Source organism: Pseudomonas sp. DCA-1 (assembly GCF_046523955.1).
Classification (GTDB): Bacteria; Pseudomonadota; Gammaproteobacteria; order Pseudomonadales; family Pseudomonadaceae; genus Aquipseudomonas; species Aquipseudomonas putida_Y.
The window spans coordinates 1,288,350-1,302,252 of the sequence record NZ_CP169881.1; the positions used below are offsets into that span (position 1 = coordinate 1,288,350).

Consider the following 13,903-nt stretch of genomic DNA (forward strand, 5'->3'; position numbering starts at 1 on the left):
GCGCTGGCAGGCATACGATTTTTTACCGATACTGGTGACCAGTATTTGGCGTCATAGCTTTGACGATTTTCAGCCCTTTCGGGCAAGACACCCTGCAAGGAGTCCAGGATGCAAAAAGAAGGCAAGGTGGTGGCCTTGGCGGCAGCCATCGACCAAGGGGGGCGTACGCCTCTGCCTTGCCTTCCGGTCCTGTTGCTGCAGGTGCGCGACAAGGCCGCGTTGCAGTTGCGTCAGGGGCTGCAGGACTTGTTCGACAATGCCGATGACACGCTCTTCGAAATGGCCGACAAGGCCTTGGACCGCGGTGACCAAAACCTGTACTTCGAGGCCATGCGTGACCTGCGTCTGAAGCGCAAGAGCATCGAGCGTGGTTTTCTGGATACGTTCCATGATGCTTTCCTCCGAACCGGCCAGGTCGACTTGCTGGCAAACCTGGCCCAGCCGGGCAACCCGCGCAGCAAGGCTCAAATGGAGCGGGCCGCCGCCATTGAGGGCATGGTGGCGCGGGTGCTGTCACGCGATGGCATTGCCCTGCAGCAACTGGGTTTGCGCCTGCAGGCATTGCTCGACCGGCCCCTGTACGAGCAGCACAACCCATTGGGGCCTGCCGCGCTGTGTCGTTACTTCCTCGATGCCGGGCGGAATCTGGGCGTTGGCCTGCGGGTCAAGCTGGTGCTGCTGAAGCTGTTCGAGCGTTATGTGTTGCGCGATGTCGATGTGATCTATGGCGAAGCCAACCAGTTGCTGGTCGCTGCCGGCATACTGCCCGAACTGCAACCGGCGCCGCGCCGGCGTGCCGAAGACCGGCGCATGCGTGCGCGCCCAGGGCCGGCGAACCTTGGCCAGGAGGTGGGGGCGGACGCCGCAGGGCAGGCGTTTTTCGACTCGTTGCAGGCACTACTGGCGCCGGTACGCGGGCAGTTCGCTCCGCGGTTGCACGCGGTGGCTACCGCCCAGCCGATCAGTACCGCCGACCTGCTCCGGCTCCTTTCGCATTTGCAGCGCTACGTGCCCTCCACCCACGAGGCCGATGACTTCGAGCTCGGCCAGCAGCTTGAGCAACTGTTGTTGCGGGTGAGTGTGCGCAGCGGCACGCGTCGGCGCCTTGGAGTGGCTGACGAAGACGTGATCAACCTGGTTGGCTTGCTGTTCGCATTCATCCACAACGACGACAACCTGCCCGCCAGCCTGCGGGCGCTGATTGCGCGCCTTCATATTCCCCTGCTCAAGGTGGCATTACTGGACAAGGGGCTGTTCAGCCGGGGTAGCCATCCGGCGCGCCGGCTGATCAACGAAATCGCCGGCGCCTCGATTGGCTGGGAGTGCGGCAGCGAAGGCCAGCGTGACAGCTTGCATTTGCGGGTAGAGCGTATCGTCCAACGCCTGCTCAATGATTTTGCTGACGATGCAAGCCTGTTCGCCGAGCTGCTCGACGACTTCCTGGCATTCAATCAGGACGAACGGCGACGCAACGAGTTGCTGGAACAACGCACTCGCGACGCCGAAGAAGGCCGTGCCCGGGCACTGCAGGCCCGGCAGCAGGTGCAGCATGTGCTCAACCAGCGCCTGCGTGGTCGGGTATTGCCGCAGGTGGTGGTGCAAATGCTGGTGCAGGCCTGGAGCCAGGTACTGCTGTTGGCTTGGCTGAAGCAGGGCGAGGCCTCACAGGCCTGGCGCGACGCATTGCAGACGATGGACATGCTGCTGGTCAGCATCACGCCGCCGCATGAGCCGCAAACCTTGTTGCAGCAGGTGCCGGCCCTGCTCAAGGCGCTGCGCGATGGCCTGGCCAGCGTAGCCCTGGACGCGGTGGCGACCCGCGAGTTCTTCCTGCAACTGGAACAATTGCACCTGCGCGCCTGCGCAGGTAAAGAGGCGTTGCCGGCAGGTGAGGGCCAATCCTTGGGTGACGTGCTGGTGGCCGAAGAGATTGTGCTGGCGATTGCCGAAGAGCCCGCCTGCGTGCCCCTGCACGCTGCCGAGGGGCAGGCTGCAGCGCTGCGCCAGGCTCAACGCCTGCGCATCGGCACCTGGGTCGAGGCACTCGACGAGGATGAACCACTGCGCTGCAAGCTGGTCGCGCGCATCGACAGCAGCGATAGGCTGGTGTTCGCCAACCGCACCGGCATGAAAGTGCGCGAGTGGAGCAGCGCCAGCCTGGCCCAGGCATTTCAGCGGCACGAAGTGCGCGTGCTGGATGACCGCCTGTTGTTCGAGCGGGCGCTGGAGGCGGTACTTGATAGCTTGCGGCAAGGGCAGGCGCAATAGGCAGACGCATTACAATCATTCACATGCACACGGCGTTGACGGCAGGGCATACTGTGGGCATGTTCACGGCGTTTTTCAGGATCTGCCCATGCAATTGGACCGTGCCACTGGCTGGTTCCACGGAATCGGAATCACCCACTGCCCCTCGCCGAACTTCAATACGCGCCCCGAAGGCGAATCGATTTCCCTGCTGGTGATCCACAACATCAGCCTGCCCCCGGCCTGTTTCGGCACGGGCAAGGTGCAGCAATTCTTCCAGAACCGCCTGGCCCCTGATGAACACCCGTATTTTGCCAGCATCAACCACCTGACCGTGTCGGCGCACCTGTTCGTCGAGCGTGACGGCGCGGTGACTCAGTTCGTGTCGTTGCATGACCGTGCTTGGCATGCGGGTGTGTCGAGCTTTGACGGGCGCGAAGGCTGTAACGACTTTTCCATCGGCATCGAACTGGAAGGCACCGACGACCTGCCCTATACCGATGCCCAGTATGCGGTGCTGGAACAACTCACCCGGCACATCCGCGATGCCTGGCCGGCCATCGACCTGAACCGCATTCAGGGCCACAGCGACATTGCCCCGCAGCGCAAGACTGACCCCGGCCCGGCCTTCGACTGGCCGCGCTACCGCCAGGCGCTGCAGCACAACGAGGACAAGGCATGAGTTTTCTGGTGTTGTTGCTGGCGCTGTGGGTCGAGAAGTTTTCAGCCCTGCGCCATCGGGTGCAGCGCGACGGGTTCTTTCTTGGCGAACTGGTGCGTCTGGAACGCAACGGCAAGGTGCACCCATGGTGGACGTTGGCCATCCTGGTGTTGGCACCAGTAGCGCTGCTGGTGTTGCTGCTGCATGTGCTGGAGCCGGTGGCCTATGGTTTGCTGGCGTTGCCGGTGCACCTGCTGGTGCTGATCTACAGCCTGGGTCGCGGCGATGCGAAGGCATCGCTGGGGGCGTTTCGTGATGCCTGGCGGCGGGGGGACGATCAGGCGGCGCTGCACGTGGCCGAGCGCGACCTTGGCCTGGTGGCCGATGAACCGCACAGCCTGCTGGTGCGGGTGCAGGGTAATTTGCTGTGGCAGGTGTACCAGGGCTTTTTTGCGGTGATCTTCTGGTATTTCGTGTTGGGCCCTGGCGCTGCGCTGGCTTATCGACTGTTGGCGCTGTGTGGTGAACACAGCAAGCAGCCGGCGCTGAAGGTACGTGCCGAGCAGTTGCGGCACATCATGGACTGGTTGCCGGTGCGGGCGCTGGCATTGAGCTTTGCCTTGGTGGGCAACTTCCTTGCGGTTACAAGGGTGATGCTGCACGAGGTGCTCAATTGGCACATCAGTGCCGGGCACCTGGTGGCTCGGGTCGGGCGCATTGCCGATGACATTCCCGAGGAAGAAGACAGTCAGCGCGGGTTGGGGCGGCTGGACAGCCTGTGGGAACTGCTGCTGCGCTGCGCAGTGCTGTGGTATGCAGGTTTTGCGCTGTGGACCGTGCTGGTCTGATTGCGGGCCAATCGCATCCCACGGGAATCCCGTTCACCTGGGTTTCACCAGCCAAACAACGCGCAAGCATTGCGGGTGCTGGCCTGTGCCAGCACCTCGACATCCAGTCCCATCACTTGCGCCAGCGCCGCAGCAATGTCTGGCAGATGCTCCGGGCTGTTGCGTACCCCCGGGTACATCACCGGTGCCATGTCCGGTGCATCAGTCTCCAGCACCACGCTGTCCAATGGCAGCCGCGCCAGGGTCTTGCGCAGCCGCAGTGCCTGCGGCCAGGTAGCCGCACCGCCCAACCCCAGCATGAACCCCAGCTTGATGTACTCGCGGGCCTCTTCGTAGCTGCCGGCAAACGCATGAATCACCCCCGCCCGCGCGGGCTTGTAGCGCTTGAGCGTGGCAATCACTTGGGCATGGCTGCGGCGCACGTGCAGCAGGGCCGGTAGTTCGAAGTCGCAAGCCATCTGCAGTTGCGCTTCGAACAGCGCCTGCTGGCGAGTCTTGTCCAGGTCTGTAAGGTAGTAGTCCAGGCCAAACTCACCCACGGCACATAGTCGCGGGTTGTCGCGCAGGCGCTCCAGCCACTCGCGCAGTTGCAGTAGGTGCTCAGGTCGATGCTGGTCGAGGTAGACCGGGTGCAGGCCAAGTGCGGCGAACAGGCGCGGCTCGGCGCAGGCCAGTTCCCACACCCGTTGGAAATTCGCCTGGTACACCCCCAACACCACCATCCGCTCCAGCCCACGCGCCGCCGCGTTGGCAAGCAGGCGCGGGCGGTCGGCGTCGAAGTCGGGGAAATCCAGGTGGGTGTGGGTGTCGATCAGGCGCATGTTCAGGTCGCTGAGATGCGTTGCTTGAAGGTGCGGCCAACAGCATGCACGCCGGGTTCATAGCGTTTTTCCTCGATGGCGGCCAGTGCCAGTTCAAGCGCAGTGGCGGCAATCTGGCCATGCTGCTGGGCCATGGCATTGACCGGCAGCGGCAGGAAGTCGAGCAACTGGTTGTCGCCAAAGGTACCCAGCTGCAGTTGGCGCGAGTCGACCGGGCGCGCCTGGAGGGTGTCGAACACGCCCTGCAACAGTACGTACGAAGTGGTCACCAGAGCATCAGGCAGGCCACCCAGGTCGTCGATCAGTTGCTGCATCAGGCGCTGGCCGCACTCGCGGCTGAACGCTTCGCCCTGATAGCGGCGCACTTCGCCGGTATAGCCTTGCAGGGCTTCGTCGAATCCGCCGGCACGCGCCTGGCTAACCGACAGCTCGGGGCGCGCGCCTATCAGGGCTATGCTACGTGGTGCCGCGCTGAGCAGGCTGGCGGCCAGCTGGCGGCTGGCATCGCGGTCGTCGCTGATCACCGAGCAGAAGTGTGCGGGGTCCAGACGGCGGTCGATGGCTATCACCGGCAGGCCTTTGTCCTGCAGCTCGCGGTAGCTGTCATCTTCTGGCGGCAGGCAACTGGCAACGAACAGCGCATCGCAGCGGCGCGCACGGAACAGCTGCTGCAGTTGGCGCTCGCTGTCTGGCTGGTCGTCGCTGCTGGCGATCAGAAGCTGGTAGCCGCGGGCGCGGGCGCCTTGCTCCAGTTGCTTGGCAATGCGGGCGTAGCTGGGGTTCTCCAGATCCGGGAGAATGAAGCCCAGGGTGCGGGTATGCCGGCTGCGCAGCCCAGCTGCCTGCGGGTTGGGGGTGAAGCCGTGGGCTTCGACCACCGCGCGTACCCGCTCGACAGTACTGTTACTGATGCGCTGCTGTTCAGCCTTGCCATTGATGACGTAGCTGGCAGTGGTCACGGACACACCGGCCAGACGGGCGATATCGCTGAGTTTCACCGAATTTTCCTTGTTATTACCGGGGCTGGCTGTGAGGCCGGACCGGGTAGTTTGACCCGGTACAGGCATCACGCGCAGACGACCATTGTCGCAATTGTCCGACAGGATGGGGCTTTTTACTGGGCAGATTATCGAGTAACGTGGCCGCCTGGTCAGATTAAACGTTTCAGCTGCCGATTTTTCTGCCTCGGCTGCCACCCGTGCAAGGCTGCTGAACTGGCCCTTTATGTGAATTTCACAACAATACTCCAGTACCCGAACGGGAACTGCAAAAGGAGAAGGTCATGCTCGAGCTCGCCAATGAGCAGATAGCCATGGGCCAGAAGGCCGCCGACAAGGACGAGGCATTGCGCCTTCTGGCGGATCGGCTGGTTGCGGACGGCCTGGTCGCCGAGGGTTACCTGCAAGGGCTGCAGGCCCGGGAGGCACAAGGCTCCACGTTCCTTGGCCAGGGCATCGCCATTCCCCATGGTACGCCGCAAACACGCGATCTGGTGTATGCCACCGGCGTGCGGCTGCTGCAGTTTCCCGAGGGGGTAGACTGGGGTGACGGGCAAATGGTCTACCTGGCCATTGGTATTGCCGCCCGCTCCGACGAACACCTGCGCCTGCTGCAGCTGTTGACCCGTGCGCTGGGCGAGACCGACCTGGCCGAAGCCTTGCGCCGGGCCAGCTCAGCCGAAGTGCTGCTCAAGCTGCTGCAGGGCGCGCCACAAGCGTTGGCGCTGGATGCGCAGCTGGTGGGGCTGAACTTGCCGGCTGAAGACTTCGACGAACTGGCCTGGCGCGGTGCCCGCCTGTTGCAACGTGCCGACTGTGTCGACAGTGGCTTTGCCGCCGTGCTCCAGCAGGCCGAACCGCTGCCGCTGGGCGAGGGCCTGTGGTGGCTGCACAGCGAGCGCCAGGTTCGTCAGCCGGGCCTCGCCTTCATCACCCCGCAGCAGCCGCTGCGTTACCGCGACCAGCCGCTCAACGGTCTGTTCTGCCTGGCCAGCCTTGGCGCCGCTCACGAGGCCCTGCTTGAGCGTCTTTGCGAAGTGCTGATCGAAGGCCGCGGGCAGATGCTCTACCAGGCCACCAACAGCCGTGCGGTACTGGAAGTACTGGGCGGCGAGGCGCCGGCGGACTGGCCCAGCGCACGTGTCGTGCTGGCCAATCCACATGGCTTGCATGCCCGACCGGCCAAGGTGCTTGCACAACTGGCCAAAGGCTTTGAAGGGGAAATTCGTGTGCGCCTGGTCGATAGCGCGCAGCCAGCGGTATCGGTGAAGAGCCTCAGCAAGCTGCTCAGCCTCGGCGCCCGCCGTGGTCAGGCACTGGAACTGGTCGCCGAGCCGAGTATCGCTGCCGATGCCTTGCCGGTGTTGCTGGCCGCTATCGAACAAGGCCTGGGTGAGGAGGTGGAACCGCTCCCGCAGAGCGTCACGCCCATTGCCGATGACCTACCCGAAGTGCTGCAAGCGCCTGCGGCCGGCAGTCGTATCCAGGGTGTGGGTGCCGCCCCCGGCATTGCCAGCGGCCCGGCGCATGTCTGTGTCGAGCGTGAGTTCGACTACCCCTTGCGGGGTGAATCGTGCGCCCAGGAGCGGCAGAAGCTGCGCGAAGCGTTGGCCATCGTCAATGGCGAACTGCAGGCTTTGGTCCTGCGCAGCGACAAGGCCATTGGCGAAATTTTCGTCACCCACCAGGAAATGCTTGCCGACCCGGCCCTGACCGACGATGTCGAGCAGCGCCTGGCCCAGGGCGAAAGCGCCGCGGCCGCGTGGATGGCCGTGATCGACGCCGCGGCCCGTCAGCAAGAGGCATTGCACGATGCGCTGCTTGCCGAGCGCGCTGCCGACCTGCGCGATATCGGCCGCCGCGTGCTGGCGCAGTTGTGTGGTGTGCAGGCGCAGGCTGAACCCGAGCAACCCTATGTGCTGGTGATGACCGAAGTCGGTCCATCCGATGTCGCCCGCCTGGACCCCACCCGGGTTGCCGGTATTGTCACCGCCCAGGGCGGCGCCACGGCCCACAGTGCCATCGTTGCCCGGGCTTTGGGCATACCGGCAGTGGTCGGCGCCGGTGCGTCGATACTGCTGTTGGACAGTGGCACGCCGCTGCTGCTCGATGGCCAGCGTGGTGTGGTTAGCGTCGCACCGCCTGCGGATGAACTGCAGCAGGCGCTGGCCGAGCGTGACCTGCGCGAGAAACGCCTGCAGGCCGCCTGGGCCAACCGCTTCGAGCCGGCCATCACCCAGGATGGGCATGCCGTCGAGGTGTTTGCCAACATCGGTGACAGCAACGGTATAGCCAAGGTGGTGGAGCAGGGCGCCGAAGGTGTGGGCCTGCTGCGCACCGAACTGATTTTCATGGCCCACCCTCAAGCGCCGGATGTGGCTACCCAGGAAGCCGAGTACCGCCGCGTGCTCGATGGCCTCGATGGGCGCCCGCTGGTGGTGCGTACCCTGGATGTCGGCGGCGACAAACCGCTGCCTTACTGGCCGATCGCTGCCGAGGAAAATCCCTTCCTCGGCGTGCGCGGCGTGCGTTTGACCCTGCAGCGCCCGCAAGTGATGGAAGACCAGTTGCGCGCATTGCTGCGGGCCGCCGACCAGCGCCCGTTGCGTATCATGTTCCCGATGGTTGGCCAGGTGCACGAGTGGCGTGAGGCTCGGGCCATGGTGGAACGCCTGCGCGCAGAAATCCCGGTAGCCGACCTGCAACTGGGCATTATGGTCGAGGTGCCTTCAGCGGCCCTGCTGGCAGCGCAATTGGCGCGCGAAGTGGACTTCTTCAGCATCGGCACCAACGACCTGACTCAATACACCTTGGCTATCGACCGTGGCCACCCCAGCCTCTCGGCACAGGCCGATGGCCTGCACCCGGCGGTATTGAGCCTGATCGACATGACCGTGCGCGCCGCCCATGCCCACGGCAAGTGGGTGGGCGTGTGTGGCGAGCTGGCGGCCGACCCGCAAGCGGTGGCCGTGCTGCTGGGGCTGGACGTGGACGAACTCAGCGTCTCCGCGCGCAGCATCGCCGAAGTCAAGGCACTGGTTCGCCAGGCCGATCATCAGACAGCCCGCGCCTTGGCGCGCGAGGCCCTGCAACAGGACAGCGCCGCAGCAGTTCGCGCGCTGGTGGAGCGTTACTGAATGGCCAAGATCCTCACTCTCACCCTGAACCCGGCGCTGGATATCACCATCGGCCTGGACGCTCTGCGCCCAGGCCAGGTCAACCGTAGCCAGGAGCAGCACAGTCACGCCGCGGGCAAGGGGCTGAACGTTGCACAGGTACTGGCCGATCTGGGGCACAGCGTAACCGTTGGCGGTTTCCTCGGGCGCGACAATCTGCAGCCCTTCGAGGCGCTGATCGACGGTCGCGGTTTTACCGACTGCTTTGTCCGTGTGCCGGGCGAAACCCGCAGCAATATCAAGCTGGTCGAGGCCGATGGCCGTGTCACCGATATCAACGGGCAGGGCCCGGAGGTCGACGAGGCGGCACGCAACGCCTTGCTGTACAGGCTGCAACAGAATGCCCCAGGTCACGATGCCGTGGTGGTGGCTGGTAGCCTGCCGCGCGGGATCAGTGCCGACTGGTTCCGCCAGTTGCTCGAACTGTTGAAGGCTCAAGGCCTCAAGGTTGTCCTGGACAGCAGTGGTGAAGCCCTGCGTTTCGGCTTGCAGAGCGCGCCCTGGCTGGTCAAGCCCAATACCGAAGAACTGGGCGAAGTGCTGGGTCTGCCTGTGGATAACCTGGCGCAACAGACGGCTGCCGCCAAGCGCCTGCTGGCCAGTGGCGTTGAACACGTGGTGGTGTCTGCGGGCGAGCAGGGCGTCAGTTGGTTCAGTCGTGACCTGGCCATGCACGCCCGCCCACCCAAGGTACGGGTTGCCAGCACGGTGGGGGCGGGGGATTCGCTGGTGGCCGGCATGGTCCACGGCCTGTTGCTGGCCGAGGCGCCTGCGCAGACGTTGACCCGAGCCACTGCCATCGCCGCCCAGGCCGTTACCCAGGTTGGCTTCGGTATACGTGACCGCGAGCACCTGGTGCAATTGGAAGCGGCCGTGCAACTGACAGAACAACAAGAGGGTTGCCGATGAACATTGCCATAGTCACCGCCTGCCCCAATGGCCAGGTGTCGAGTGTACTGAGCGCACGCTTGCTGTCCGCTGCTGCCCAGCGGCGCGGCTGGAGCACCAGCGTCGAAGTGCAGAATACTGAACATCCCGAGCGGCAACTGAGCGCCGCGCAGATCGCCGAGGCTGACTGGGTGCTTGTGGTCAGCACCGGGCCGGTGGACCTGGCCCGCTTCGTCGGCAAACGCCTGTACCAGAGCACGCCATCCCAGGCGCTGGCTGATCGCGAAGGCTTTCTCGACGAAGCGGCGGCCAACGCCGAGCTGCTGGTCGCAGTGACAGATGGCCCCGCCGCCGCTGGCAGTGCTGGCACCCGCATCGTAGCCGTCACTGCCTGTCCGACGGGCGTAGCCCATACCTTCATGGCCGCAGAAGCCCTGCAGCAAGCAGCACAACAACTGGGCTATCAGCTCACCGTCGAGACCCAGGGCTCGGTCGGTGCGCGCAACCCCTTGTCTGCTGAAGCCATCGCCGCGGCGGACGTGGTTTTGCTGGCCGCCGACATTGAAGTTCCCACTGCACGTTTCGCCGGCAAACGTATTTACCGTTGTGGTACCGGCATTGCCCTCAAGCAGGCCCGCGCGACTCTGGACAAAGCCTTGGCGCAGGCCACGGTGGAGAACAGCGCCGACGCCGCAGCGCCGACCACGCCGACGAAGGGCGAGAAAACCGGCGTGTACAAACACTTGCTTACCGGCGTGTCGTTCATGCTGCCGATGGTGGTGGCCGGTGGCCTGCTGATCGCTCTGTCGTTCGTGTTCGGTATCGAGGCCTACAAAGAGGCGGGCACCTTACCGGCGGCGTTGATGCAGATTGGCGGTGAAGCCGCCTTCAAACTGATGGTGCCGCTACTGGCGGGCTATATCGCCTGGTCCATCGCCGACCGCCCCGGGCTGGCCCCCGGCATGATCGGCGGCCTGCTGGCCAGCACCTTGGGGGCCGGCTTCATCGGTGGCATAGTCGCCGGTTTTCTTGCCGGTTACAGCGCCAAGTCCATTGCCCGATGGGCGCGCTTGCCCAGCAGCCTGGAGGCGCTCAAGCCAATCCTGATCATTCCATTGCTGGCCAGTCTGTTCACCGGCCTGGTGATGATCTACGTGGTCGGCCAGCCGGTAGCGGCGATGCTCGAAGGGTTGACGCACTTCCTCGACAGCATGGGCACCACCAATGCCATCCTGCTGGGGCTGTTGCTGGGCGGCATGATGTGCGTCGACCTTGGCGGGCCGATCAACAAGGCCGCCTATGCGTTCTCGGTGGGGCTGCTGGCCTCGTCGAGCTACGCGCCAATGGCCGCGACCATGGCCGCCGGCATGGTGCCGCCGATTGGCTTGGGTATTGCCACCTTCCTGGCCAGGCGCAAGTTCGCCCAGAGCGAGCGCGAGGCGGGCAAGGCAGCGCTGGCGCTGGGGCTGTGCTTCATCTCTGAGGGGGCGATTCCGTTTGCCGCCAAGGACCCATTGCGGGTGATCCCGGCCAGTATCGCCGGTGGTGCGTTGACCGGGGCATTGTCGATGTACTTTGGCTGCAAGCTGATGGCGCCGCATGGCGGCTTGTTCGTATTGCTTATCCCCAACGCGATCAACCATGCGCTGCTTTATTTGTTGGCGATCATGGCCGGTAGCTTGTTGACTGCGGTGGTGTATGCCGTGATCAAGAAGAGCGAGCGGGTGGAGCTGGCGGTGACGCCGGTTAAAAGTACCTGAGCTGACCCCACTTTGTGGGAGCGGCACAAGGTCGCTCTCACAAAGGCCGCGTTGACCTCTCAGCGCCCATGCTTCTGCCGCAACGGCACCAGCAGATCACCCAGCCCGTTGTGATCGATCTCATGCATCAACGCCAGCAACCCGCCCAGTTCCCCTGTCGGGAAGCCCTTGCGCGCAAACCACGCCAGGTAGTCTCCTGGCAGGTCGGCAATGATCCTCCCTTGGTACTTGCCGAACGGCATGCTGCGGGTCACCAGTAGTTCGAGGGTTTCCGGCTTCATCGTCGCGCACCTGGCTGTGGAAAGGCGCCGACCATACTGCAATCTGCACGAAGCCCCAAGCGGCAATCATGCAGAACGCCGTTATCAGCTGTCGTCTCTTTTGTATAACTCATTGAAAATAAAGTAATTTATTTTTGTGGTAAGCGTGGCACGAACACTGCAATTCCCTAGAGGACTATCACCTGCCAAGGAGTTCGACCATGAGCAACCCCAACAAAGACGTGATCGACGTACTCAACGACCTGATCGAGTACAGCAAGGATGGCGAGAAAGGTTTCAAGGCCTCGGCCGATGATGTGAAGAACCCCGAACTGAAAGCGTTCTTCGTCCAGCGCGCGGGTGAGTGCGCTAACGCTGCCAGTGAATTGCAGGGCGAGGTTCGCCGCTTGGGCGGCGACCCGGAAACCTCCACTAGCATCAGTGGCGACCTGCACCGCGGCTGGGTCAACCTCAAGTCGATGGTCACCGGCAAGGACGAAGAGGCGGTGCTGAACGAGGTGGAGCGTGGCGAGGACCACGCCCTCAAGGCCTACAAGGAAGCCCGCGAGAAGCTGGTGAAACTGGGCCGCACTGCCAGCGACATGACCTACAGCCTGGTGGAAAAGCAGCTGCAAGGGGTGCAGCGCAACCATGACCAGGTCAAGGCCCTGCGCAACGCCGCTCGCGCCCGCTCCTAGTCGAGCGGGCCCTCGACCCGGTTTCGGCCCTTGGCCTTGGCCCGGTAGAGCGCTTCGTCCGCAGCACCCAGCACCCTGCCAAGGTCGTGCTGGGTGTCGGACAAACCGATACCGATGCTCACGGTTACTGCGTGGGCATCATCCGCAAACGGCGCCAGCGCCTCGACGCTGGCGCGGATGCGTTCAGCCAGTAGCTGGGCCCCGGCCAGATCGGTTTCCGGCAGCACGACCTGAAACTCCTCCCCACCGTAACGCGCGGCCAGGTCCGCCGGGCGGCGAATGCATGCCTCGATGGCCTTGGCCACTTCGCGCAAGGCATGGTCGCCACCGGCGTGACCATGGCGCTGGTTGAATGCCTTGAAGTGGTCCACATCCACCATCAGTACCGCCAGTGGTTTACGGTTACGTTGGGCGCGGGCCCATTCCTGGCGCAGCACATGGTCCAGCCTGCGACGGTTGGCCAGGCCAGTCAGGCTATCGGTGGAGGCGAGCATAGCCAGGTCTTCTTCGGCCTCGTGGCGGCGGCGCAGTTCGCGGCCCAGCAGCAACGTCAGCCAGAGAATGCCCACGCACAGACCGCCGGTGGCGACGCTGACGACAATGGCGGTGCGGCGCCAGGACTCGAACACCTCGTCGGCCGAGTGCACCACCAGCACGATCAGGGGCAGTTGCGCGACCCGGGCGAAGGTGAACATGCGGAGCTTGCCGTTGATGTCGGAGCGGGCGGTGAAGGTACCGCTCTGTTCAGCGATGATGCGCTTGAAATTGGGCCTTTCGGTGTAGGAGGTTCCAATCAGCGGGTCCTGCGCGCGGTGGGGCTGGCGGACGAGCAACTGCCCGTCGGTATTGAACAGGTTGATGCTGCTGTCGTGGCCAATGTCCAGGCGCTGGAACAACTCACTGAAGTACGACAGGCGCAGCGCACCCGCTGCCAACCCGGCGAACTCGCCATTGAGGCCGGAGATGCGTCGGCTGAAGCTGATACACCAGTCCAGGTCGCCAAGCTTGGCCTTGAAAGGGGGCCCTACCAGCAAGCCGAGGTTGGCATTCTGCTGGTGAGCCTTGAATACCCCGGTATGGCCGAAGTTGGCCTTGCGTGGCACGCTGCTGGTGGAGTCGCCGACGACATTGCCTTGCTTGTCCAGCCACAGCACGTCACCCCGCTTGCGGTCGACGAAGGCTTCATTGAACAGCAGGCGCTGGCGTATCGGGCCGGGGACTTCCGGCAGTTCCTTGCGCCCTACGGCCCAGATCAGGCCTTGCAGTGACTGATCGTAGAGTTCGACGTTGCGCAGGATGTCGCTTTCGATCAGCTGGACGATGTTGTTCGACGAGCGCAACGCCGACTGTTCGACACTTTCGCGCTCGCGGTCAAGCAGGTAGCTGACGATGGCCACGATGGCGAGCACGGCAAGGCAACTGCCCAGGTTGAGGATCAGCTCGGGGTGCGACCTGTAGACTGCGAAACGCGGGGATTGGGTGGGCATGCTCGCTACTGCGTGGGCAGGGCCATTCGCGGCGGCGATATTCTAGGGAAGCAGGGATT

11 protein-coding genes are annotated in these 13,903 nt (G+C 64.0%); 7 read left to right on the forward strand and 4 right to left on the reverse strand.

Annotation, left to right across the window (positions count from 1 at the left end):
• Positions 1-108 precede the first annotated feature (108 nt).
• The 3 genes from ACE4QZ_RS06315 to ampE all read left to right on the forward strand — a co-directional run bounded on the left by ACE4QZ_RS06315 (position 109) and on the right by ampE (position 3,756).
• Positions 109-2,268 carry a DUF1631 domain-containing protein gene (locus ACE4QZ_RS06315; RefSeq protein WP_103463247.1) on the forward strand — a complete coding sequence of 720 codons (2,160 nt, stop codon included), beginning with the start codon at positions 109-111 and terminating at the stop codon, positions 2,266-2,268.
• Positions 2,269-2,356: 88 nt separating this feature from the next.
• Positions 2,357-2,929 carry a 1,6-anhydro-N-acetylmuramyl-L-alanine amidase AmpD gene (gene ampD / locus ACE4QZ_RS06320; protein ID WP_021781723.1) on the forward strand — a complete coding sequence of 191 codons (573 nt, stop codon included), beginning with the start codon at positions 2,357-2,359 and terminating at the stop codon, positions 2,927-2,929.
• Positions 2,926-3,756: a regulatory signaling modulator protein AmpE gene (gene ampE, locus ACE4QZ_RS06325; protein ID WP_021781724.1), complete on the forward strand. Its 831-nt coding sequence runs from the start codon at positions 2,926-2,928 to the stop codon at positions 3,754-3,756. Before ampD ends, ampE begins: the two co-directional genes overlap by 4 nt.
• 44 nt (positions 3,757-3,800) lie before the next feature.
• Here ampE and ACE4QZ_RS06330 read toward each other — a convergent pair whose 3' ends face one another.
• Positions 3,801-4,577, reverse strand: a complete 777-nt coding sequence (locus ACE4QZ_RS06330) for a TatD family hydrolase (protein WP_021781725.1) — start codon at positions 4,575-4,577, stop codon at positions 3,801-3,803.
• Between the two features lie 2 nt (positions 4,578-4,579).
• A complete protein-coding gene (cra, locus tag ACE4QZ_RS06335; RefSeq protein ID WP_021781726.1) occupies positions 4,580-5,575 on the reverse strand; it encodes a catabolite repressor/activator in 996 nt (331 codons plus the stop codon).
• Between the two features lie 284 nt (positions 5,576-5,859).
• Here cra and ptsP point away from each other — a divergent pair, with 284 nt between their 5' ends.
• From ptsP to ACE4QZ_RS06350, 3 genes are read left to right on the forward strand one after another with little or no spacing between them, the layout of a single operon-like run.
• Positions 5,860-8,712, forward strand: coding sequence for a phosphoenolpyruvate--protein phosphotransferase (gene ptsP, locus ACE4QZ_RS06340; protein WP_103443502.1), 2,853 nt, complete (start codon positions 5,860-5,862; stop codon positions 8,710-8,712).
• The gene (gene pfkB / locus ACE4QZ_RS06345; RefSeq protein WP_103463246.1) at positions 8,713-9,660 is read left to right on the forward strand and encodes a 1-phosphofructokinase; all 948 of its coding nucleotides are present in this window, start codon (positions 8,713-8,715) and stop codon (positions 9,658-9,660) included. It begins immediately after the preceding gene.
• Complete coding sequence (locus ACE4QZ_RS06350; RefSeq protein WP_021781729.1) at positions 9,657-11,399, forward strand: PTS fructose-like transporter subunit IIB; 1,743 nt, start codon at positions 9,657-9,659, stop codon at positions 11,397-11,399. The genes pfkB and ACE4QZ_RS06350 overlap by 4 nt, the downstream gene beginning before the upstream one ends.
• Before the next feature lie 59 nt (positions 11,400-11,458).
• Here the strand turns inward: ACE4QZ_RS06350 and ACE4QZ_RS06355 are convergent, their stop codons facing one another.
• Positions 11,459-11,680 carry a DUF3820 family protein gene (locus ACE4QZ_RS06355; protein WP_021781730.1) on the reverse strand — a complete coding sequence of 74 codons (222 nt, stop codon included), beginning with the start codon at positions 11,678-11,680 and terminating at the stop codon, positions 11,459-11,461.
• A 200-nt stretch (positions 11,681-11,880) separates the two neighbouring features.
• On the opposite strand from ACE4QZ_RS06355, the gene ACE4QZ_RS06360 reads away from it, so the two are divergent.
• Positions 11,881-12,357: a ferritin-like domain-containing protein gene (locus ACE4QZ_RS06360; protein WP_003247307.1), complete on the forward strand. Its 477-nt coding sequence runs from the start codon at positions 11,881-11,883 to the stop codon at positions 12,355-12,357.
• On the opposite strand, the gene ACE4QZ_RS06365 is transcribed toward ACE4QZ_RS06360, so the two are convergent.
• Positions 12,354-13,844, reverse strand: coding sequence for a sensor domain-containing diguanylate cyclase (locus ACE4QZ_RS06365; protein WP_021781731.1), 1,491 nt, complete (start codon positions 13,842-13,844; stop codon positions 12,354-12,356). The two genes, ACE4QZ_RS06360 and ACE4QZ_RS06365, sit on opposite strands and share 4 nt — an antisense overlap.
• Positions 13,845-13,903: the final 59 nt, after the last annotated feature.

Excerpts from the sequence above, each read along its gene's own strand:
- ACE4QZ_RS06315 (WP_103463247.1), top strand. The coding sequence starts at position 109 with ATGCAAAAAGAAGGCAAGGTGGTGGCCTTGGCGGCAGCCATCGACCAA.
- ampD (WP_021781723.1), top strand. The coding sequence starts at position 2,357 with ATGCAATTGGACCGTGCCACTGGCTGGTTCCACGGAATCGGAATCACC.
- ampE (WP_021781724.1), top strand. The coding sequence starts at position 2,926 with ATGAGTTTTCTGGTGTTGTTGCTGGCGCTGTGGGTCGAGAAGTTTTCA.
- ACE4QZ_RS06330 (WP_021781725.1), bottom strand. The coding sequence starts at position 4,577 with ATGCGCCTGATCGACACCCACACCCACCTGGATTTCCCCGACTTCGAC.
- ptsP (WP_103443502.1), top strand. The coding sequence starts at position 5,860 with ATGCTCGAGCTCGCCAATGAGCAGATAGCCATGGGCCAGAAGGCCGCC.
- pfkB (WP_103463246.1), top strand. The coding sequence starts at position 8,713 with ATGGCCAAGATCCTCACTCTCACCCTGAACCCGGCGCTGGATATCACC.
- ACE4QZ_RS06350 (WP_021781729.1), top strand. The coding sequence starts at position 9,657 with ATGAACATTGCCATAGTCACCGCCTGCCCCAATGGCCAGGTGTCGAGT.
- ACE4QZ_RS06355 (WP_021781730.1), bottom strand. The coding sequence starts at position 11,680 with ATGAAGCCGGAAACCCTCGAACTACTGGTGACCCGCAGCATGCCGTTC.
- ACE4QZ_RS06360 (WP_003247307.1), top strand. The coding sequence starts at position 11,881 with ATGAGCAACCCCAACAAAGACGTGATCGACGTACTCAACGACCTGATC.
- ACE4QZ_RS06365 (WP_021781731.1), bottom strand. The coding sequence starts at position 13,844 with ATGCCCACCCAATCCCCGCGTTTCGCAGTCTACAGGTCGCACCCCGAG.